Here is a 20,237-nt window from a genome sequence, read left to right as displayed (position 1 = left end):
ATGCTCGGATGCACCGCCGCTTTTGACCCCAAACCGGACGTCGTTGCATCGCGAGACCTGCGCTGCGTCGGGATGTCCTGTTACCAAAAGTGTGGGACATCAAGAGCCAAGGGTTAAGCTATGTCATCCGTGGCTAAAATCTGCCGCGCGGTCTTTTCTTGTGCGATAATTCCTTCCAGCCGCGATATGTTCTCGAGCAAGCGCTGGCTGGTCAGCACAAGAGAGTAATAGCTGAATTGTGGATTCTGAAAAAAAATCTCGAGCAGCTTTTCATAAGTAATAGCCATCACTTGCCCGTCTTCGATGCATTCGACGGTCGCGGTTCTCCGTCGATTGGGCGTAAGGAAACCGAGTTCGCCCATGAGACGTCCCGGCGGAAGCTCGACGCCGATTTCCCTGACCAAAAACGTTCCTGTGACCGTCAGGAACATTTCGGAAGCTGCATCATCCTTCTTGAACAATTTGTCTCCCCGGCGATATCTGCGCTCAGTCATGAACGGTTTGAGCCATTCCAATGAGGTATCGCCCTCCGTCGCGATACGTGCCCTTTTGATCAGATTGAGCATTTGACGGAGGCGGATTGCATTGATCGGCAGCAAGAGCAGATAGAGGATGAAAGCCCCGACATTTCCCGAGAGCGCGCCATAGGCAACGAAGAACATGCAGCCGACCATGTTTGCGACGCGCAGCGGCACTATCGTCTGCATCAGCAGGGTAGCGGCAAGAAAGATGGCGCCAACGAGAGCGAACATGTTGGCGAGCGTGATGTTGGCCAGCACGATTTCCAGCAGCCGGTTGAATAGTGCGTCGTAGGTGATGTTGTTCGGATCGAGACCCATCTGAACCAGAATCTTTGCGATCCTGAGATTGTCTGCCGCCGTATCAAGAATGCGGTCTAGTATCGAAGCTGCACTGTTGGACCCCATCGGATCATCCTCCGCGCAAGGCTGTCGGTATTCGTCGGGTATCCCGGATACTGACAATTAAAGTCGGATAGCAACCGTTTGAGTAAGATTAGTAGCGGTCTCGGTGCATCGATCGATTTTACTTCGGGCGTTGGTTTCGGCAATTGCCCGCTCTCTAGTTAGTTTTGCCGTTGTATCTGCCCCTAAGCTGAAGAGAGGTAACGCCGGTTCCTGGGCGACTTTCGCAAGTGGAGGGCAATAGCGTCGCAAAAATCGGCCACTTCCGAGTCTGCCGGCTTCTCGACCGGCGGCGCCGGTGTCCGGTTCTGAGGTGAGAGCGGACAATAGAGTGCCGGAGTGCGCGGACGTCTCGAATACTCGCCTAGTCAGTCAAAGGGCTAGTTCTTCCATAACAATGGATGGGCGAATCATCTGACGGCAACGCGTCCGCGCCTGCAGACCGGAAGGAAGTCGCCTTGTGCGAACAGTTCGGTGGCTTTGCACTGGCCGCAGCAAACTACCCGCTTTACGTCAGCGTTTTGTGCAAATCCCCGCACGAATAAGCAACTTAGGCCGCGGCCGATCGCGCGGGCCGCGAAGCTCCTTTTCATTCTGGTTTCGAATGAATTCGTCCTGCAGGCGTCAAGTAACACAAGCCTTAGACGTTTTGCCTCCCGCACCGCCTGCAAGACCCTAGGTCGTCCTTCACATCTGTGTCTTGCTCCAGCTTTGCGTCCACGGGGATTAGATAATTGCCGCCGTCAATCTCGATACCATGACCCGCATAGAAAATGAGGCGATATCAGCTTCCGAGGCCCTGTCTTCGAACGCGCCTAGCGCTTGGAGAAAGAGCGATCGGCGTTAGATACGCGACTTACTTCAAAGGCTATTCGCAGAAATGCTTCTTCCAAGTCGGCTGCGCTCGTTTGAAGGATTAGCGAGGGAAGCCACGCGGTGGTCCCGTTGCCAACTATGAGTGCTACGCGTTGTTGGAATTCGGCCTGCGCAGAACTGGGAGCAAGTAGCAAGGTGTGCAAAAATTGCGACAGCCAGCGCTGCGATGCCGAATTGCTTCGATTTCAATAAACCCAACATGCGTGGCCCAACCCAGGTCGGGCGCCATGTGGCAGCCATGATACGTTGCCACCGAAACCGCAAGCTCTGAAACCGAACCGTAGCATTGAAACTGGTCCACTGCGCCACGGTCCAAAATGTTCTTTTAATATATTCGCGTAAAGCACGCCGGCAACTGCTCCGGTTAGTGATCTGCTCGCGCCTCGATCTGGTCGGGTCCTGTGCTTGCGCCTGGGATCTTGCTCGTCGGAACGCCATTGGTTCAACGAACGATCTGTACCTCAACGCGACGTAACAGTTGCTTTATCTGATCGTCGTCAAAGCTCTCAGCGTTTTCTAGTCTGATCGGCTCGTGATAGCCTTTGCCGATGGTCGTTATGCGGTCAGGTCCGTAGCCGCGCGTCATCAAAAAGGACCTCACTGCGTCCGCCCTTCTTCGGGAGAGCGCCAAATTGTAGGAGTCCGAGCCGTCATGGTCGGTATGACCAATGATGAGCAGCTTGGGGAGCTGCTTGGTCCGCAGATACGCGATCAACTCATCGGCGTATTTTGCTCCGAGCGCCGTCATTGTAGCGCTATCGCGAATGAACTGGATGGGGACAATCGTGGATTGAACCTCAATACCGCGAGCAGCGATTCCGAAATTGGAACCCCGTACGAATACCGGCGACAGAAAACGCGATTGCTGTGCAAGATGAAAGATTCTCAGAACGTCCTCATCTGTTGCGAGCGCACCCGCTTGCGCCTTTTGAACGTCCACCAGCGCCTCCTGGAACAGCTGGCTCGCTCCAGAAAAATCCTGCTCTGCATCCTGGCGTTTGGTCTGCAACAACAACCCCATGACCTCGAGAAGCTGCCAGGGCCGCCCGAAGCGGGTGGCGGACTCATAGATGGCTAGCCGCTGATCGAGCGGAAGGTGCGAGGCAATTTCGATATGCGCCAGGACAGCGTCTTGAGCAATCGTCCGCCGCTGTTCCGAAGAGCAGGACGCATTATCAAGAGCCTCGATCACCTTCCGTCGGAAATCCGCAAGCTTGAGGTGAGCACGCGCGCTGTAGAACTCACCCCAATTCTTGTCGCAGTCGTCGGAAGCCTCGCTCCGTGTGACCATGCATGTCAGACATAGGGCGGCAAGGACGAGGACGAGTAAGAACGCTTTTCTACAAACGCGCAGCTTGCTCATAAGGAAGCCAGTCTTACTAGGCGTCCAGCGGCAGTCACTTTTTGTCCGCTGCCACCGTAACAATGACTAATGCTGCCCCCTGGGACTCGGCAGGTGCCGCGGCGAGGTCTCGCAAGAACTCGTCGTCCGATCGATCTAGATTCGCAAAGGCCTTCCCGTTTTGCCAATCCGAGAGCAGAGTTTTGCGATGCTTCTCCGGCAGCGGCGAGGTGGAGGCGTAGATGTAGAGAACATCCTTACCTACTGGCCCTCGGACATCGATCGTCCACTTGTCCGCATCCGCGGGGATCCGACTCTTCCCAGCCTTGACGAAGGCCTCTTTGTGATATGCGTTGGGAAAAAGCCAGGTGGTAGCCTTGCTCGTCCCCTTATTCAGTATGTACAGATAAGCATCCTTGTCGACATTGACGGTGAGCTTCATCTTGTCGCCCACCTTATAAGTGGCATTCGGACGATCGGTTTGCGCAACGACCTTGATCGTCTGCCTTTGCGTCTTGGTTGCCTCGATAAAAATCTTCTGGGACGCGACTAGATCACGCTCAAGATCGCCCGGTTGGTCGTCTGCGAATGCAGAGGAAGCCAAAACAAACGAGGCGCAAAAGGCAATGGCCGAAACTGTGCTGATGTAGCTCATTAAAACCTCCAAAAGGCTACTTATTTAACCAACTCATAGGTCAATTGCGCGATCGCGCGATTGATGGGGGCAACGGGTTCGACTTTGATCCCGCGAGTCTTCACCTCGCGATCCGCAAGCGAATCAAACAACGATTTTGGATCGGCTATCACGCCCAAGTCATCGTTTAGTTTTGTTAGATCGTCGATCGGGGTCTGCGGCGGCAGGACCACAGCGATGAGCGTATTCTTGCCGAGAGGGGGTGTGGCGCGAAGACGGAAGCTGTCTGCCTGGTCGGGCAAGATCAGGGCTGCACCTGCGCGGATTTTGCCGGCTACATCGTTCTTGATGAACTTGTTGGGATAAATTTGATAAGTCTTTCCATCAGGGTCGCGGTTGAAAACCACCAAATTTCCATCGATGGAGCTGATGACACGGAGCTGGATCAAGTCGCCGAGACGCGCGCTTGGGCCAGAGAGAAGTTCGATCGAGAGCTGAGCCAGAGTGCTGGGCTTAGACGCCTGAGTGTTTCCGAGGATCTTTGCAAGAGCCTGGCTAAGGTAGGCGGGAACGGAAGACAAAGCCGTCCCACTCCCGGTGCCTTCGTCCGAGGCTTGAGCGAACTTGGCGGTTGGGACGAGTTCGCGTATCCAGCCCTCCGCATTGGCCACGGAGGCGTAGACCCCATACGATCTCGGCTGGGCGCATCCTGCACCCCAACTTACCACTCCGATCTGGATCGTTTCCGCGAGTGGTCCTCGGTAAAGCAGAGGGCCTCCACTGTCGCCCTGGCAGGCGTCAGACTGGCCGTCCTCGAAGCCCGCGCAGAGATTCGCCGCCGTTATGCGGCTTTCGCCGTAGCGGCTCTGGCATCGCGCCGTCCCAACAATGGGGACGTCAGCCTGAAGCAAGCGGTTTGAGGCCATTCCGGTCTGGCCTTGTCCTGCCTGCGCCGGACGCGCAAGAATCCTTCCAAACCCAACGATGGTGGCTAAATCGCCCTCCCTAGGAATGGTGTCGCGAGCTTGCCCGCGCAGTAGCGTCTGTCGTGGCGAAAGCGCAGCCGTTTTAAGCTTTAACAGCGCAGTATCGTTGGTGGGCGGACCGCCGCGATATCGCGGGTTGATGACAATGTCTGCGATCGATATCCGTCGACCTGTAGTGTTGAGTTCAACCGTACCCTCCTCGATCTCGAACTCGGCGATATCTCGGTTGGCGACGCAGTGAGCCGCTGTAAGAACCCAGTACTTGTCGATGACCGTTGCGCCGCAAATAGGGCGATCGCGAAAGATCAACGCCACCATGCTCGGCCAGGCTCCGGGCCGCGCGGGTTTGCCGCCAACGATTCGATAGATGGGATCGCCTCCCCGCGTCGTCGATTCCGTCTCGGGAAGAAGGTTGCGGTACGTGGTCTCGTAGTCGATGTTGTTTGCTATTCCGGTTGGACGGCCATCACCCAGCGCGGGTGCGAAGCCCATCACGAACAGCGAAGCAATAGTGAAGCAATGAAAACGTTTTAACATGATCATTCTCAAAGCGGAGACCTGCTTAATGAGCAGGTCTCCAGGGTATTGCAACTACCACGGAAAAGGCAACTCGCTTACTTGACGGTCACGACGGTGGCTTCGGCAACCGACCATTCGTTCTTCGCCAGCCGATCGGTCTTCGCCTTGAGCGCCCGGCGAAACGCGGCTTCATCGATATCCAGCGAGTACTGTTTTCGCACGGAGGTTTCACCTGCAAAGCCGTTTATCTTGGACTTTGTGGTTACGAAGATGACCCGATCCTTGCCGAACGAGTGGCTTCCGCTGGAGGGCCCGGTCACATTCCACTCGAGCTCGCCCTTGGGCGCGATCGGCACGTTCTCCCGGACCACGAAAGCTCTGCCCGAAGCCGAGAGCAGGTACAGGTGCCCAAAGCCATTCCGGTCGGCCTTGCCATGGATTCGGATTTGGTTGTCCACGGTAAGCGCGGAGGACTGGACGGTGACCTTCGGATGGGCGACAACGGCAGAGGTACCTAGGTACGCCGCGCCGATCGCGAAGAGGGCGAGGCTGGCGGCGGTGGCGAGGTTCTTCGCGGTGATGTTCATGGCTCTCTCCTGTATGTTTGATGTCGTCGATTGACGATGAGTGGATTATGCTCGGGTTTTTCGCGGTAAAAAGAGACGAGGAATTTGGAGAGCTCCAGTGCAATTTGTAGGCTCCAAATGATTTGGAGGGGGCGATGCCGGTGGTTTCAAAAGCGGGCACCGGAAAGCTGTTAGACTGGACTGCCGAGCGAGAGATCACCGCTGATCTCGAGTTGATCGGGGAGCTTCGCCGCGCGCGCCAAGAATTTCAGCAGGAGCTTTGCGCAGCGAGCGAAAGTCGCGATGAAGAGGTGCTCGAGCTCCTCAGAAGTGATGCGATGTATGAGTTCAGTGAATTCTTCTATTTATTGAAGGCCCGCAAGATTGAAACCAGCGATGACATTAGAAATCTTGCCGAAGCTCACAATGCATATCTGACCGAACTTACTCGTGATGATTCGAAGATGCGGCGAATTGGATTGAAGCGCGACAGGTTGCTTCTCGCCATCTTTACATCCGACACTCTGCCGAGACTGATCCAGAACTGGAAGGATCAGGCCGGAGCAATCGATCAATCGAACCTTGGCCGCTTGCTGGTTACTATTATGTCAGTAGAGACCACTAGAAAGCTGGTTGTGGGTGCGGCCAAGGCTGGCTTTCTACATCGCGAGAAAACCCCGTATGGCACCTTTATAGTTAGATCAAACGGGAAAATGGAAGACGTGTACGGGCGCGTTGTCCGGGATTTGCGCATCAATCTAGTGAGGCTGAAACACCCATGACCAAATCGGCAGCTCTCATATTCCTTGTTGCCCTGCAGGTTGCGCTTCCGTGCAATGCAAGGTCGGCGTCCGATCAATCGTTCTCCAAGGCCGAACTGAGCATCATTGACCGTAATCAAACCCTTCAAACATTGATGAAATCGCACCCACAAGCGGTCCGGCAAGCGCTTGATCTGATGCAGCAGAACCGGGTTGGCTCGCGTTCGACAGGATCTGAGGAGAGTCTGCAGTCGCGAGATGAATCGGTTGTCGATCCCGATTTGGACGAGCTCGAACGTTCAAACCCGGAAGCGGCTCGTGACCTGTTTCTGCTGATCAAGCGAGTAGCAGCGGAGAAAAGCAGAAAGTAGCCAGGACATTTCCATGCCGATCGTTTTTCGTTTTGCCCTTTTCGTATTGTTGGTCGTCTTTCAATTTCCTGAACTTGCGAAAGCCGAGGCTGGCGTTCCGAAGCGGGTAGCGCTGATCGTCGGAAACGGCAGCTACAGATACGTGGCATCACTCTCTAATCCGCCGAATGATGCTTCTGATATCGGAGAGGCGTTCAGGCGCGTTGGTTTCAAGGTGTCGATCGCGATGAATGCGGACCGGTTAGCGTTCCTGCGGGCGCTACGGGCGTTCGAGGATGAGGCTCTCGAAGCAGACATTGCCATCGTATTCTATGCGGGGCACGGCATTGAGATCGATGGCAGCAACTTCCTGGTTCCGATCGACGCAAAGCTCGATCGCGACACCCACGTGGAAGACGAAGCTGTTCCGCTCGCGAGAGTTCTTCAGGCTGTTGCTGGTGCCAAGAGGTTAAGGCTTGTATTTCTGGACGCGTGCCGAGCAAACAACTTTGAAAACACCATGAAGCGAACCGTTGCATCGCGTGCGATCGGGCGGGGACTAAACAACCTGCAGCCCGTGGGCTCGACCGTCGTCGCTTATTCCGCCAAACAGGGAACGCTTGCCGAAGATGGGGCAGGGCGAAATAGCCCATTTGCCAGTTCGTTGCTTGCCCACATCGAACAGCAAAATCTCGAGATCAACTTCTTACTGCGAACAATTCGCGACGATGTTTTGAAAGCAACCAATCATCGTCAGGAGCCTTACACCTATGGATCGCTCGGCGCCGAGCGCATCTATCTGAATGGCCAGGCTGAACCAGCCAATACCGCGGATGAGGCGGCCTGGAATTTTCTCGATAAATCTAGCGTCAAAGATCTACTTAAATTCATTCGTCAGTTTCCCACCAGCCAATATCGATCCGAGGCCGAAGCTATAATCAAAACACTCGATGGGGAGCGGTGTCAGGATGGCAGCCTGCGTGCCGGCACGGGCGGGTGCAAGCCGTCCTCATCCTCGAGATTGCCGGTTGCCCCGGGGAGCGTCGCAATCCCGGACAAGTGCTTTGAGCTGAAAGGCAAACGTTACTGCTGATGTTGAGGGGGCGCACAGTGATTAAGGTTTGCAGACCCAAGGCGCTTCGAGCTTTCTTGATGATCGCGGCGGCAACATTATGTTGTCAGGAAGCTGGTGCCGCAAACCGCGAAGAGGCTATAGCAAATTGTCGAATGAGCCTGGGGCGGCCGATAGTTCAAGCTTGCATGCAGAGGCTTGGGGGAGGTCCAGAAAATCTGGAAAGGTGTCGCTCAACTGCCTCGCCTGTGGTGCGAAGATGCGTCATGAAGGCAATGGGTGCAGATTCTGACGCAGAACGTTCGCCTCCATCGAATCGAGCAGTGCCCAATCCAGCTTCGAAGTCGCCTAAGCCTAGTTCAGAAAGAGTTGCCCGCGGCCCAATTTCCGACATTGCTCCTCTGCCTCCGGACGAAAGTCGCATCCCCATCGAATTTCGAGAGCTGGAAGCATCGGTTGTCTCGACGAAAACTTCATATGAGAACGCAGTCAGACTGAAGGATGGATCAGTGTTCGTTGCGCATGTCACCGAGGCCTTGAAGATCAAGGTTCTCTCCAACGACTCGATTGAGGTCGAGCGTGAGCAGAAGCGTTTCGATAAGAACGACAATCCGATTGGCTCACCGATCGCGGGTAGTCTTACCTTCGAATTGGGTGAGGAGAAAAAGAACGCTCGTGGCGGTGAGGTTGTCTGGAAATTTGAAGGCAGTACGTTATTCTACCAAGTGAGCCTGGTTCAAGGCGCCTTTCGCACGGTCATTCCGATCTACAGGCAGGGCGACGCGCTGAAGTGCCTCGTCATGTCTGGTTTTGCGCGCGAGAACGGCACGAGCCCGGTTAGAACGATCGGTGCCGATGGCTCGGTCGTCGAAATCTTGAGTTCGAAGAAACTCAATTCTAGCTGCGACGTCTCTCAGCGCTAGGCACTCCGTCTCGACAGTAAAGCTATCGCATAAGCTCTGTCTTGACCCTCTCGGGTGAGCGTGACTCCAATGCGTTTGGAGGCGCGCAAATCGATGGGGGCTTTGCGCCATCGTCAACTCCCCAAAAACGCAGTTGGATCGGACCATTGAATGGTTCGGCGGACGCCTTTCCCGCCCGCCCATCGTCTTTTTGGGGAGTAAACAATGTTCAATCGGTATAGAGTAATCCTTATTCGCTTCTACCTCGTGGTCACCCACGTCGGATTTGCGCTGGCGACATCATCTGCTCCCATGACCGGAATCGCCGCGCTGGCGCTTCTCACAGTGGCTAGGTTGCTTTCGCGACACTCAAGGATCAAAACCCTTGTTAGCTCCGCGCGGTGCGAACGCGGTGATCTCAACAAACTTGCAGCAAGCGCGAAGGTCGCGGATACAGCAGCCACCTTTTGATCCCGGAGGAATAGAATCGATCCGAGTGAATCCGGATCGTCGCCGGCGGGCCTCTAAGTAAGATCCGAATTGTCGAAGTTCCAATAGCGAAGGAAAGCCTTGTGGTCATTCACTGGCCCAGTTTTTCCATAACAACGCATATCCGAATGACGTCCGATGTTGGGGAGAAACCAGACGTGCTGCCGGTTCGAACCGTCGTCCGTTAGTGACCCTGGCTGTGTAAAAACGCGAAAGATCGAAACGCGGTGAGAATTACATTCTTCAGTTCGCTCTTATGGCCATTTGCGCTCCCGTGTCTTCACCTTGATCGTATCGATGTGCAGATCGGGGATTCGTACATCGAGAAATCTACAATCCAGCAGAATTCGAACACATCCTTTGTCAGCAGGCCGAGCTTTTGCCCCAGTCGCGTGCGCACAACGCCAGCGAGCTTGGCGGCCTTTTTCTCGATGTCGCAGGCGAAGAAGAAAGCGCCAGCAATTCTCGCTCGAAGCAATCATGCCGTCAACGAGCTTGTCTTTGATCTTGATACGCCACCAGAGAACTTGATGACGGATAGGGGACAATGCGAAGGCGAGTTGACTACAAGGAGGAATGGCTCAGATCGTCGGAGACATGCGCGAAGCCGGCGCTGCGAAACGTACCTACTGGATGGTCGCCGACATCAGAATACGGCGTGGCCGTCGTCGTGCGCCTACGGCGCACGATTAGCAGTACTGAGGTGCACTAACCTTCATTGATCGATTGATGAGTATGATTTGGGGGCGCCCTATGCAGATTTATTGCTTCGTTCGAGTCGGGCGATGCGGGCTGGACGCAACCGCAAGGCAGCATTCTCGTCGGCGGCCTTGCGGCAGTCCGCTCGAAATGGCGTGCGCTATTTTCCCGCCGGGATTCGTCAGATATCGTTTGCGAGCGATTCAGATCCGAATTCCTACGGCGCACCGCACGATCGTCGCGTGCGCGATCTCCGCGAAAAGAAGAGCGATCGCGAGGGCACCAGCTCCGATGAGACTGAGGAGGTGCCGGTCGACAAACAGAAGTATGATGCCGCCGAACAATCCCGAGCAGGCCATGCCGCCATACGTCGCCGTGTTGTTCAAGGCCAGCAGCAGAGGAGCAACTTGCGGCGCAGTCTTCACGGAGCCGATGTTGCTGAGGCACCATCAGGCCCCAGCCGCAAAGGCCCCACTGTTGGCGAATTCATGAAGCTCTTCGGGTACGGCAACCTGGCACCGGAAGCAAGCCTTCCGGCTCGATTGCCTCCCGGATCGCCCGATAAATCTGATCGATGAGCGGTATTTTCTTGGCGCGGTCGATTGCGACGGAAGGAGAAGCCATTGGTCCATGGTGCAGCCAGAATCGCTGATCTCGGTACTGTTTTCTGCCCAAGACCAGAACATATTTCGCTGCAACAACCGCACGAGCGGCAGGCTTCAGTTCCAACTCCGTAAATCAGGAGCTTGGAAGGCGATCATTGATTCATAGGTGAGATCGCTGGATCACCCGACTTGAGAGATGTCAGATGACGCAACAAATGCGTATCGCAATGAACGGATGTGCCCACTGCACGGACGCGCCGTCGCGCGTGCACGCGACGCAAGCCCATGCAGACACCAGTTCATGTCCATCTTTCAGTGAAGGAGAAAGCCATTGACCAGCAACTCAAAAATCTCGTGGCCAGGGACGACAAGATGATCCCGCAGTCAGCGCAATGGCAGATGTCGAAGCGCGCGGGCTCGACGGCCGGCGAGGTCCCGGGAAGTCACGCGATTTACGTCTCCAATCCCCGCACCGTGGCGGTGCTGATTGAGCAGGCGGCGGACGCCAGCTCATGATAGTCTGCGGCGGCCCGGGGCGTTATTGGTGCGTGTTCTCAGTTGGCGAACGCGCTTTCGCCAAACGATATCGGTGGGTGGGCGAGGGGGTGCTAATCATCTCAACAATCCGGAGAGGCTTCCGGAGCAACGGTGTCGAAGGGGCAGGCTCCCGATAATAAGCGCAGTAGCGCACGGAAAAGATCCGATGCAGTCGAACGTTCATCGCCTCAGCGAGGCGGACTTGGACTATGAAAGCTGGCGCAGCGCCGCACACGCTGTTGCCTGCTGCCGCCATACACCGCGGATTGCCCAATCCAAGTCTTTTGTCGGCCAAGCCAATCCCGGGAGCCTCTATGGGCTTCGGACGGTGGATATTGGCTTAAACGTGGATCGCGTCGATCGGACGCCGCGCGACATCCGCCTCGACGACGCCGATTACTATTATGCGGTCATTCAGACCGACGGCGAATCGAGCGTCACTCAAAATGATCGGACTGTCGATCTTACCCCGGGCACGGTGGCGTTGATCGATGTGGCGCGGCCCCTGACATACGCCATTGAGAATGCCAGTGGACGGTGGCGGACTTTGCACTTGCCGCGCCAGGCTGTGGTCACTCATCTTGGTTTCGAGCCGCGGGGTGGCGTGAGTGGGCGCAAGGACACTCACGCGGGACGTATCCTGGTCGATCTCCTGACTTGCAACGAGGATGAGGAGTCAATGCCCGAAAGGGCCAAAGCCTCTATGCAGCTGGTGATCTATGATCTGCTCAGCGGACTGTTTGCTCCATCCGATCAGCCGTCCATATCAGCTCACACGGATCGATTGTTCGGCCGGGTTTGCGACATCATCCAGCAGCGGTTCTCCGACCCCGGCTTCGGTCTCTGGGATATAGCCGTAGAATTGAAGATCTCGCCGCGCTATCTTCAGAAGCTGTTCGCGGCACGCGGCCTGGCCTGCAATCGCTTCGTCCAATCAGTTCGATTGGATCACGCCGCGCACCTTCTCCATCGCCGGACGACGCTGAACACACGACAGCCTCTCAGCGAAATCGCGTACGCTTGTGGCTTCAATGATTATCGGTATTTCTCTCGCCGATTCCGCCAACGCTTTGGCCATTCGCCGAGCCTTGATGGAACTGATCGCTATATCGCGGACGCCGCTGAACGCGACGCGCATGCTTCCGAAGATTGAGCAGCCATCCTAGCAGGCCATGACCGTTCTTCGAAAAAGTTCGGTTGGGAGGCAGGTACCTAGCGCAGGCGCGTTTGATCCGGCTGCCGTTCGTTTGGTCTCATCACAACAAGAAGACCTATGCTGTTGCCGCCTTATCCGAGGCGCGATCGTATAGGAGTCGCCATGCCAGAGCATTTTCAGCTGGATCACTATCTTGCGCGCATTGGCTTTGCGGGATCGATTAAACCAGATTGGGCGACCCTCGCGGCCATTCATGCCGCTCACGTAAACGCAATCCCTTTCGAAGGCCTCAACCCGCTACTGAGACGCCCGGTCAGATTGGATCTGGCTTCGTTGCAGCAGAAGCTTGTTTACTCTCGCCTTATCGCAAAAGCGGAATGGATTCATGTCGATTATCGTCACCACGCGATAGGCCGAGAGATTACTGAATCGAGTAGCGTGTTCAGCGCACCCAACCGATAGGATAGCCGCACCTCGGGCTACGCGGCGCTTCGGGCCAATAGGCAACACTCTAACGAGCAGGCGTCCAACTGAGGCGGTCGTAGCCGTCGCTCTCCTCCTGCAAGAGGCGATCCAGATCATCCTCGAAGATGGCCTGTGTTGCCTCGAACAGAGCTAACAGCTTGCGGGCTTCTGCTGTGTTTACACGTCTCTTGCGGACCAGCAGTTGCTGCCTTTCGACGATCTGGCGACCTCTGGCAACATGGCGACGAGCAAGGATGAGACGGTCGGAAATTTGAGACATTGGCGGCTTCCCGTTGCAGGCGGGAGCGCGATCGGTCTCTCAGTCATCGGCGCCTACGGCAACGCCTTAGCCGATGATGATCAAAGCATACTCCGTTTGGCGAACTCGGAAATTGTCCAATTCAACCCAGGTCAGTTAAATACGATGGCATGGACGGCCTGAATGAAGCCGCTTGCGGAGCTTCTTGATGATCTCCGCAGATCGTTCGCGTAATCTTCGATGACTCGCCGCGCCTCCTACAATAAGCGATGACTTGGGCTTCGGCGTCTCGTGACCTGGACATGGCTCGTCAGGCAGGTTCATGGTCCGATGGTTCACGCGCCTCAAAGTAGAGCATTGACCAAAATCAGAGAAGGCGTTTGAACCTTAGCAAGGGATGGAAAAGCGCCAGCGGCCCCGGGCGGCCATGGCCCAAAACGCTCAGGGACAACCAACCAGCTCGCAAAGGCAATTGCCCACATAGCCAGTTGCGAGTCCTGCATCAAAGACGGCCGAACGTCCGTTGAAGGTACGAAGCAAACGTGAACCGAAACAGAGGCCATATGCGCTAGGGGCCACTAGCCCACATCGCAAACGCGCGTTCTGGCGTTGGTGACGGATCATCATTCGATTTCATACCGGTATCCCTGGCCACGATTTATCGTGCGTGCCCGTGATGATCATCGAGCAGCTTCGCTCGGGGTTCCTAGGGTAGGTGTGAGGCTCTGGCGCCGGTAACGCGTTAGCGGATGTGCGCTTACATCCAACTGAAAGGGCATCTGTGTCTCACGACATCAGCAAGCCGGATCATTAGTACTGTGCTCAGAGTAAAGCATGCTGTTTGGACGGGGTACTCGCAGCTTCGCTGCGCATTTCATGTTGGAGTAGGCGATGAGCGAAATCTGGCAACTCTCGGCCACTGAACTGGCGCAGGGCATTGCGTGCCGGCAACTGAGTTCGGCGGAGGTAATAGATGCCCATCTGGCGCGTATCGATGCGGTGAACCCGGCGCTGAATGCGGTGGTGCGCGTGCTGGCCGACGAGGCCCGCGCGGCTGCGGCCCTCGCCGACAAAAAGCTCGCCGGCGGCGAGACCGTTGGCCCGCTGCATGGCGTGCCTTTTACCGTGAAAGAAAACATCGACATGGCCGGCCTGCCCACGACCTGGGGCGTGCCTGCGCTGGCCCAGGCGGTGGTGCCAGTTGATGCGCCGGTCGTCGAACGCATGCGCGCCGCCGGCGCCATCCCGATCGCCCGCACCAATCTGCCTGACATGGCGCTGCGCTTGCACACCGACAGTTCGCTGCACGGCCTGACGCGAAATCCCTGGCATCCCGGCCGCACCGCAGGCGGCACGAGCGGCGGCGAGGCCGCGGCGCTGGCCAGCGGCATGAGCCCGATCGGCCTTGGCAACGACCTCGGCGGCTCGCTGCGAATTCCCGCGACCGCCTGCGGCATCGCCTCCATCCGTCCAGCCGCCGGCCGGGTGCCCGACGCGGGCTTTGTGCCGGTCGAAGACCGCTTGCTGGCGGTGCAGCTGATGAACGTGCAGGGGCCGATGGCCCGCCGCGTGGCGGATGTGCGCCTCGGCCTGCGTGTCCTGATGGGCGCGCATCCGCGCGACCCCTGGTCGATCGATGCCCCGTTCGAGGGGCCGGGCTTGGCGCGGCCGGTTCGCGTGGCCGTGCTGCCCGAGCCGCCCGGCGGCGGCACCGATCCAAAGGTGGCGGCTGTGGTGCGGCGTGCCGCTCACGCACTGACTGACGCCGGCTATGTCGTGGAAGAAGCCTGCCCGCCGCGCTACGACGATGCGATCGGCTGCTGGCGCCGCCTGATCATGGGCGATTTCGGCTCGGTGCTGAATTTGCTGTCCCCGATGATGGGCACTGACGCGTTGGCCTTCCTGAACAACTTCAATGAGGGCATACCGCCTTTGGCCGACACCGCGTCATGGTCGCAATTGATGGCCGAACGCGACGGTATTGCGCGCGCATGGTCGACCTTCATGGCGGACCGGCCGTTGCTGCTGTCGCCGACCTGGACGCAATTGCCGTTCGAGCATGGTTTTGATTCGGCAACCCCCGCCGGCGCGGCCGCGACCAAGGAGATGATGCGCCCGGTCGTTCCGGCCAATCTGCTCGGGCTGCCTTCGGCCTGCGTGCCGGCCGGACGTGACGAGGCGACGGGGTTGCCGATCGGCGTGCTGATCACGGGCCAGCGGTTGCGCGAGGATTTGTGCCTTGAAGCGGCCGAAGCCATCGAGGCCCGCCTGGGCGTCGCGACGCCGATTGACCCGGTGCGCTGAAGGCCGGGGCAAGCAGAGTAACACATACTCGCTGTCGTTCCTGCGAAAGCAGGAACCCCGAGTGTGAGCGCAATTTCGGCTGAAGATCATCTGGGAAGAGATCCTGAAGCGCCTCGACACAATTGAAGTCCTCGACGAGCCGAACCGGGTATATTCGAACTTGATCAAGGGGTATGAGACCATGCCGGTCCGCATTGAAGGCTGAGCCGGGAGCATAACGCGATAGATCGGTGCCGCCTCCTGCGGCGGCACCCTCTGATTCGAAGGATTTTTGGCTTGGGTCCGAGACTCCAGCCGGCCCAAACAGCGCATTCCGAGCCGCTTGGACGACCCTCTATAAACATTCAAACTTCCCCAGACCGCTTTTTCTGAGACGTGGTTTCTCGTTCCTCAGCGCAACGTCCGGTCCTGGCCCATTGCGACAGATTTGATCTGTCGCGATGTGGTCCGCTCTCAGAGGCAAACCGGACTCGATTCGCTCGCCGCAAGTATTACGGCTTTTGACCCGTATCGGGCCTTCGCGTCGGCCCGCGCTCTGCGCGGATGGTAATCAGAGACGGCGCACGCGGATCACAACCGATTGTCCGGGCGCACAGGCAACGTGAAGGCAAAAACGGCCTCTTTGGGCTCGGCCCCGGTTGCCCACAATCGTCCCTCGTGCGCCTCAATGATTGAGCGGCAGATCGAGAGACCCATTCCCAAACCGCTCGACTTGGTCGTGTAGAAGGGATCAAAGAGGCGATCGATGCTCTCGGGCGCCATGCCGGGGCCCGAATCCTGCACCGCGATTCGTATTTCTTTCTGGTCGACTCTGTCCGTGTTGATTAGCAGCTGTCGCGTCCCTTCGTCTGAGCCGCTCATCGCTTCGATCGCATTGATAATCAGGTTGAGGACGACTTGCTGCAGTTGGATTCGATCCCTTTGAACAGGCGGCAGCCCCTCGGTGAGCTGCGTCTGAACGGAAACACGGTTCTTGGCCGCTTCGTGTCGGGTCAGTGCAACGACCTCGAGGATCGTTTCGTTAATAGCCAATGCGTCCCTTCGCGGAGGGGCCTTCTTGACCAGCGCGCGTGTCCGGTCGATGACGTCGCTGGTCCCGACGCCCGCCTGTACGATAGCATCGAACGCGTGCCGGCCCTCGTCCAGATTTGGCGGTTGGGCACGGAGCCAATTCAAGCCGGCGTTGGCGCAAGCGACGACCGCTGCGAGCGGCTGCTTGATTTCGTGGGCAATTGATGCCGTCAGGTGGCTCATCGTTGCGACGCGGTTCGCGTGCGCGAGTTCCATCTGTGCCTGAGTGTATGCCCGTTCGGCTCTCTTCTGAGCGGTCAGGTCGAGCACGAAGGCAACACCTTCCTCTGACGCTTCTTCGAACATCGCCATTCCGACCAGTACCGGCACGCGGCCACCGTTCCTTTGGACGTATTCTGTCTCGTAGGGATGGATCACTCTGGTCGCCTTTAGCTCGGCCAAGCGTTGCTCGTCGACACTGCGCGTTTCGGCGGGAGTCAATTCCGTCCAACGCAGGCGCTTGGAGACGAGATCGTCGCGGCTGTATCCAGTAATGCGGAGAAAGGCTTCATTCGCGTCAACGAGCCGACCGTTAGGACCCCAGATGAAGATACCGACGATGTTGGCGTCGATCAGGCGACGCACTCTCGCCTCCCGTCTTTGAAGTTCGACGAGAAGTTCGATGAAGCCGATAGACATGGAAATCATCGCGAACAGAATGACCAGCCAGTTGAGGTCGCGATGAAGAGCCTCCATGGCCTTCCTTGCTTCATCCATCCCAGTGACCATCGGAAGAACGTACATGGTCGCTAGGTCGGCCGCATAAAACAAAGCAACAGCCAGCAGTCCCAAGTTGATGAGCAGCAGGCTGATTCGCGGCCGTTCGAAGCGCTTTCCATGACTGATCAGTCGGCAACGCCATATGCCATAGACGGTAACTGCTATGATCAGGAGATCGATAGCCGTCATCAGAGGCACGGACTCCGAGATCATGGCTTCGTCCGGAACTCGCGGCCGAATGAACTTAGCCGATCGTGTCGCACGCGCAGAACGTTAATCTAGTCTCAATTATTCGAAACAGCTAGCGGGTGCTCGCACTCTGTGACCGACGAAATGTCCGGTCATGGCCCATCGCGTCATTTCGCTGCAAAGCAGCGCGTTCGTCACTTTCAGATCAAAGCAGACATCAGATGCCAGACTGGACCGGCTGGCTTTGTCGAGAATGACCCATTGCGGACCTTCGCGAATGTTTGCTCTTCCGCCGCTTCCGAGGGTACACCGGACATCAACCGTCGTAACCCCCGCCGCCGGAATTTATGAGTACACGGCCTCGTCAATCGTTCAGTGGCTCCTCCGTTACGAATGACTATGCTCCGGAATTCTGTTTACTTCATCGCGCCATCGCTGTTGGAGATGTCGGCGGCTACTTTCCACTCGCCGCCGACCTTCGTCCAAACGGTAACGTATTTGCCGACGTCTTTCACCATTCCTTTATTGTCGTCGAAGCTCAGCTCATAAGTACCGACGTCATAAGCCATGTCGCCATCGTTCGAGACAATGAGCTGAGTGGAGGCGAAGGTCAGGTTGACATTCCTCATGCTGAGCAGTCTCTGCCAGGCGGCGGTGATGGCCACAGTGCCCCGCGCGAGTGGCGCATTGGCGTTGAGCATCGCACCGTCGGACGCATAGAATCCCGCGCAGGCGACCGCGTCTTTAGCCCGCACCGCCGCATCCCATTTCTGGCCCAACTCGCGAATCTTTTGCTCGTCAGCGGACAGGTCAGCACGCACCGGGAGCGCCGCTGCCTTGTCGGCGCAGACCGCGATGCCGATCAGGAGCAGCAGCGTCAAAATCGACAGCGTTCTCCAGGATAGCATCTTCACCTCCATCATCAATATGGGGGGCGGGACGACTGAAGCCTGACCGCTTCGTCGCTCCGGCATTCATCGAGATATCCACCACCCGACAAGAATGAGCTTGCAACGCCGGCGAGGGAAATCACCTCTCGCCATAGAGTCGATAGACGATCGTTATTGCCGCCGCGTGATACCGTAGCGACGAATGCCACCAGCCGCCTCTACAGAGACTTCTAAACCCGTTGCCGCCGTTGGACCAATCGAGGTTGCGCGTCCCGACGCGCCGCCGTCCTTGACCATGACCCCGGCATTACGGTGGATTTGTCGTGCGCCACGTCGCCGACGGGACGCCGGACCGAGGTAAGAGAGGGAAAGACATCGCCATTTGCAGATGGGGGCAGGATGCCTGCAATAGAAATTTCGGAAATCCGGAGTTGCGTTCAGGTGTGGTGGTGGCGGGAAGCCAAGTCTGCCGACCCGCCATTCGATCCGAGCTGAACCCGAACGCGCTAGGTCGCCTCTTGGCCCTTCTGAGACCTGCCGACGGACACCAAGAATGTCCGCTCATCGGGCAAGACCGGAAGCGACTGGCCGCTCGCTTTACGAACGCCCGTCGGCATAGTCTCTGCCATCCACGTGGCGTATGGAGGTTCTACTACTTTGGGTCCGTCGCAATTTCGCGAGCCGACTCGACCGGCACCCCGTAGTAGTCGGCTCCGGCCGATCTGAACTTCTTCGCAAGCTCACCCGCCTGACCGAAAGCCTTTACTGTATCGTCGGCCGAGAGTGCCACCGTCGTGGTTATGTCGGACAGGCTTCCGCCAGCTGCCGCCGCAAGCACGGCCGACACCAGTGTACGCTCGTCGGGTGCTTCGGCTACTATCAGCCAGTCGTACCGTCCCAAGGTGAGGTACCAACTGATTAGACGACCGCCGGCGGGGGCGAGCATCTCAGCGATCGCCTCAGAACGGTTCTCCGGCTTCGCGGTCATTGCGCGGATCGCCGCCGGGGTGTACCGCCCTTGCGAAATGTAGATTGTCATATTGTTCTCCTGTCTAACGTGCTCCGTCGTCGCTCATTTTAGGTCGCCGACCGCTCGCGCGGATCGGCCTTGAACCTTAGCCGTAGCCCGCAGATCTTAGCCACCGGTCGCAATACGGAAATCCTGCCGGCCTCCGCTTTCTGATCGCTCCTGATTTTTCTGCATCATGTTCTCGCGGAGCTTCAGCCCGTTAAGCGCGCTGACCTCTACAAACCGGCGGCATTTTCAGTGAAGTACAAGGTCACGCCTTCCAGTCGCCGACGCAGAGCATCGCGATTTGCTGATACTCGACCACCACGTGCCTTCAGGAACTTATCTTAACTCACTCCACGCGGCATCTCCTGAGCGTGCAGATGAGGACATCATCGCACTGGGATTTCCAGACTACGGTCCGCACGACGAGCTCAGCAAACGCCTAGGAAAGATCATTGCAAGGCCGACCAAACACGGAGTGAAATTGATGGAAGTGTCCGCGATGCTGCCTGGCGGCATTGGCGGCGGCCCAATCGTAAATGATCGCTATCAGGTTGTTGGGGTCGCGCAGCGGGGCGGTCATTCAGAACCCGGCAAATCGCGGTAGATCCATACGGCGGAGGTACCGTTATAGGTTAGTAATATTGCCAATCTGCGATCTGCGGCGGGTCGTCCATGGTGTTTGCCATGATGGCCTAACCGGCTTTAACTTTCACGCGGAAGCTGTGGTAAAGGAACCAATTCACGCGAAGGAACTTGGGTTTGCAACCGAGGTCGTGTTCAGCTTGCATCGTAAGTGTTCAGCTTGCATTGTAATCTAGCATCGGAAAGCCTGTCCCTAAGTCAGATCCAGCGCCGACGGCAGCCGTGATGTCTGTACTGCGGTGCAGCGGTGTCTTGTCTGTAGGAG

General features: G+C 57.3%; 19 protein-coding genes and 1 pseudogene. 11 read left to right on the top strand and 9 right to left on the bottom strand.

The window, feature by feature from the left end:
- Nucleotides 1-113: 113 nt before the first annotated feature.
- The 5 genes from AC5ZG5_RS39935 to AC5ZG5_RS39915 form a co-directional block, all read right to left on the bottom strand.
- Nucleotides 114-926, bottom strand: coding sequence for a Crp/Fnr family transcriptional regulator (locus AC5ZG5_RS39935; RefSeq protein ID WP_028166632.1), 813 nt, complete (start codon nt 924-926; stop codon nt 114-116).
- Between the two features lie 1,315 nt (nt 927-2,241).
- Complete coding sequence (locus AC5ZG5_RS39930) at nt 2,242-3,162, bottom strand: OmpA family protein (RefSeq protein WP_456646346.1); 921 nt, start codon at nt 3,160-3,162, stop codon at nt 2,242-2,244.
- 34 nt (nt 3,163-3,196) lie between these two features.
- Nucleotides 3,197-3,796, bottom strand: a complete 600-nt coding sequence (locus tag AC5ZG5_RS39925; RefSeq protein WP_130226105.1) for a DUF4384 domain-containing protein — start codon at nt 3,794-3,796, stop codon at nt 3,197-3,199.
- Nucleotides 3,797-3,816: 20 nt separating this feature from the next.
- Nucleotides 3,817-5,298, bottom strand: coding sequence for a trypsin-like serine protease (locus tag AC5ZG5_RS39920; RefSeq protein WP_456646347.1), 1,482 nt, complete (start codon nt 5,296-5,298; stop codon nt 3,817-3,819).
- A 77-nt stretch (nt 5,299-5,375) separates the two neighbouring features.
- Nucleotides 5,376-5,867, bottom strand: coding sequence for a hypothetical protein (locus AC5ZG5_RS39915; RefSeq protein ID WP_456646348.1), 492 nt, complete (start codon nt 5,865-5,867; stop codon nt 5,376-5,378).
- A 134-nt stretch (nt 5,868-6,001) separates the two neighbouring features.
- On the opposite strand from AC5ZG5_RS39915, the gene AC5ZG5_RS39910 reads away from it, so the two are divergent.
- The 8 genes from AC5ZG5_RS39910 to AC5ZG5_RS39875 all read left to right on the top strand — a co-directional run bounded on the left by AC5ZG5_RS39910 (nt 6,002) and on the right by AC5ZG5_RS39875 (nt 12,879).
- The gene (locus tag AC5ZG5_RS39910; protein WP_130226108.1) at nt 6,002-6,628 is read left to right on the top strand and encodes a hypothetical protein; all 627 of its coding nucleotides are present in this window, start codon (nt 6,002-6,004) and stop codon (nt 6,626-6,628) included.
- Nucleotides 6,625-6,978 (top strand): hypothetical protein, encoded by a 354-nt coding sequence (locus AC5ZG5_RS39905; protein ID WP_130226109.1) that lies wholly within the window; start codon nt 6,625-6,627, stop codon nt 6,976-6,978. Before AC5ZG5_RS39910 ends, AC5ZG5_RS39905 begins: the two co-directional genes overlap by 4 nt.
- 13 nt (nt 6,979-6,991) lie before the next feature.
- Nucleotides 6,992-8,050, top strand: a complete 1,059-nt coding sequence (locus AC5ZG5_RS39900; protein WP_130226110.1) for a caspase family protein — start codon at nt 6,992-6,994, stop codon at nt 8,048-8,050.
- Between the two features lie 488 nt (nt 8,051-8,538).
- Nucleotides 8,539-8,952 carry a hypothetical protein gene (locus AC5ZG5_RS39895; RefSeq protein ID WP_456646349.1) on the top strand — a complete coding sequence of 138 codons (414 nt, stop codon included), beginning with the start codon at nt 8,539-8,541 and terminating at the stop codon, nt 8,950-8,952.
- 1,253 nt (nt 8,953-10,205) lie between these two features.
- Nucleotides 10,206-10,697, top strand: a complete 492-nt coding sequence (locus AC5ZG5_RS39890; RefSeq protein ID WP_456646350.1) for a hypothetical protein — start codon at nt 10,206-10,208, stop codon at nt 10,695-10,697.
- A 342-nt stretch (nt 10,698-11,039) separates the two neighbouring features.
- Nucleotides 11,040-11,240: a hypothetical protein gene (locus AC5ZG5_RS39885; protein ID WP_349645078.1), complete on the top strand. Its 201-nt coding sequence runs from the start codon at nt 11,040-11,042 to the stop codon at nt 11,238-11,240.
- A 187-nt stretch (nt 11,241-11,427) separates the two neighbouring features.
- On the top strand, nt 11,428-12,414 hold the full coding sequence (locus AC5ZG5_RS39880) for a helix-turn-helix domain-containing protein (RefSeq protein WP_456646351.1): 987 nt from the start codon (nt 11,428-11,430) through the stop codon (nt 12,412-12,414).
- Between the two features lie 165 nt (nt 12,415-12,579).
- Nucleotides 12,580-12,879 carry an arylamine N-acetyltransferase gene (locus tag AC5ZG5_RS39875; protein ID WP_456646352.1) on the top strand — a complete coding sequence of 100 codons (300 nt, stop codon included), beginning with the start codon at nt 12,580-12,582 and terminating at the stop codon, nt 12,877-12,879.
- A gap of 49 nt (nt 12,880-12,928) precedes the next feature.
- Here the strand turns inward: AC5ZG5_RS39875 and AC5ZG5_RS39870 are convergent, their stop codons facing one another.
- Nucleotides 12,929-13,162, bottom strand: a complete 234-nt coding sequence (locus AC5ZG5_RS39870; protein WP_130226117.1) for a hypothetical protein — start codon at nt 13,160-13,162, stop codon at nt 12,929-12,931.
- Nucleotides 13,163-14,032: 870 nt separating this feature from the next.
- Between AC5ZG5_RS39870 and AC5ZG5_RS39865 the strand changes: the two genes are divergently transcribed.
- Nucleotides 14,033-15,445 carry an amidase gene (locus AC5ZG5_RS39865; protein ID WP_456646353.1) on the top strand — a complete coding sequence of 471 codons (1,413 nt, stop codon included), beginning with the start codon at nt 14,033-14,035 and terminating at the stop codon, nt 15,443-15,445.
- Between the two features lie 67 nt (nt 15,446-15,512).
- Nucleotides 15,513-15,650: pseudogene (locus AC5ZG5_RS39860) on the top strand (cytochrome P450); the annotation flags it as partial.
- A 365-nt stretch (nt 15,651-16,015) separates the two neighbouring features.
- On the opposite strand, the gene AC5ZG5_RS39855 reads toward AC5ZG5_RS39860, so the two are convergent.
- From AC5ZG5_RS39855 to AC5ZG5_RS39845, 3 genes are all read right to left on the bottom strand, one after another.
- Entirely contained in the window at nt 16,016-17,449 is a 1,434-nt protein-coding gene (locus AC5ZG5_RS39855; RefSeq protein WP_456646354.1) for a sensor histidine kinase, read from the bottom strand.
- 392 nt (nt 17,450-17,841) lie between these two features.
- Nucleotides 17,842-18,399 (bottom strand): YybH family protein, encoded by a 558-nt coding sequence (locus tag AC5ZG5_RS39850; protein ID WP_080664228.1) that lies wholly within the window; start codon nt 18,397-18,399, stop codon nt 17,842-17,844.
- Between the two features lie 568 nt (nt 18,400-18,967).
- Complete coding sequence (locus AC5ZG5_RS39845) at nt 18,968-19,354, bottom strand: GYD domain-containing protein (RefSeq protein ID WP_456646355.1); 387 nt, start codon at nt 19,352-19,354, stop codon at nt 18,968-18,970.
- 277 nt (nt 19,355-19,631) lie between these two features.
- Between AC5ZG5_RS39845 and AC5ZG5_RS39840 the strand changes: the two genes are divergently transcribed.
- The gene (locus AC5ZG5_RS39840) at nt 19,632-19,934 is read left to right on the top strand and encodes a hypothetical protein (RefSeq protein ID WP_130225954.1); all 303 of its coding nucleotides are present in this window, start codon (nt 19,632-19,634) and stop codon (nt 19,932-19,934) included.
- Nucleotides 19,935-20,237: the final 303 nt, after the last annotated feature.

Source organism: Bradyrhizobium sp. Ses1 (assembly GCF_059512365.1).
The sequence above is the reverse complement of the archived record's forward strand: the minus strand, read 5'-3'. Positions and strand labels throughout refer to the sequence as shown.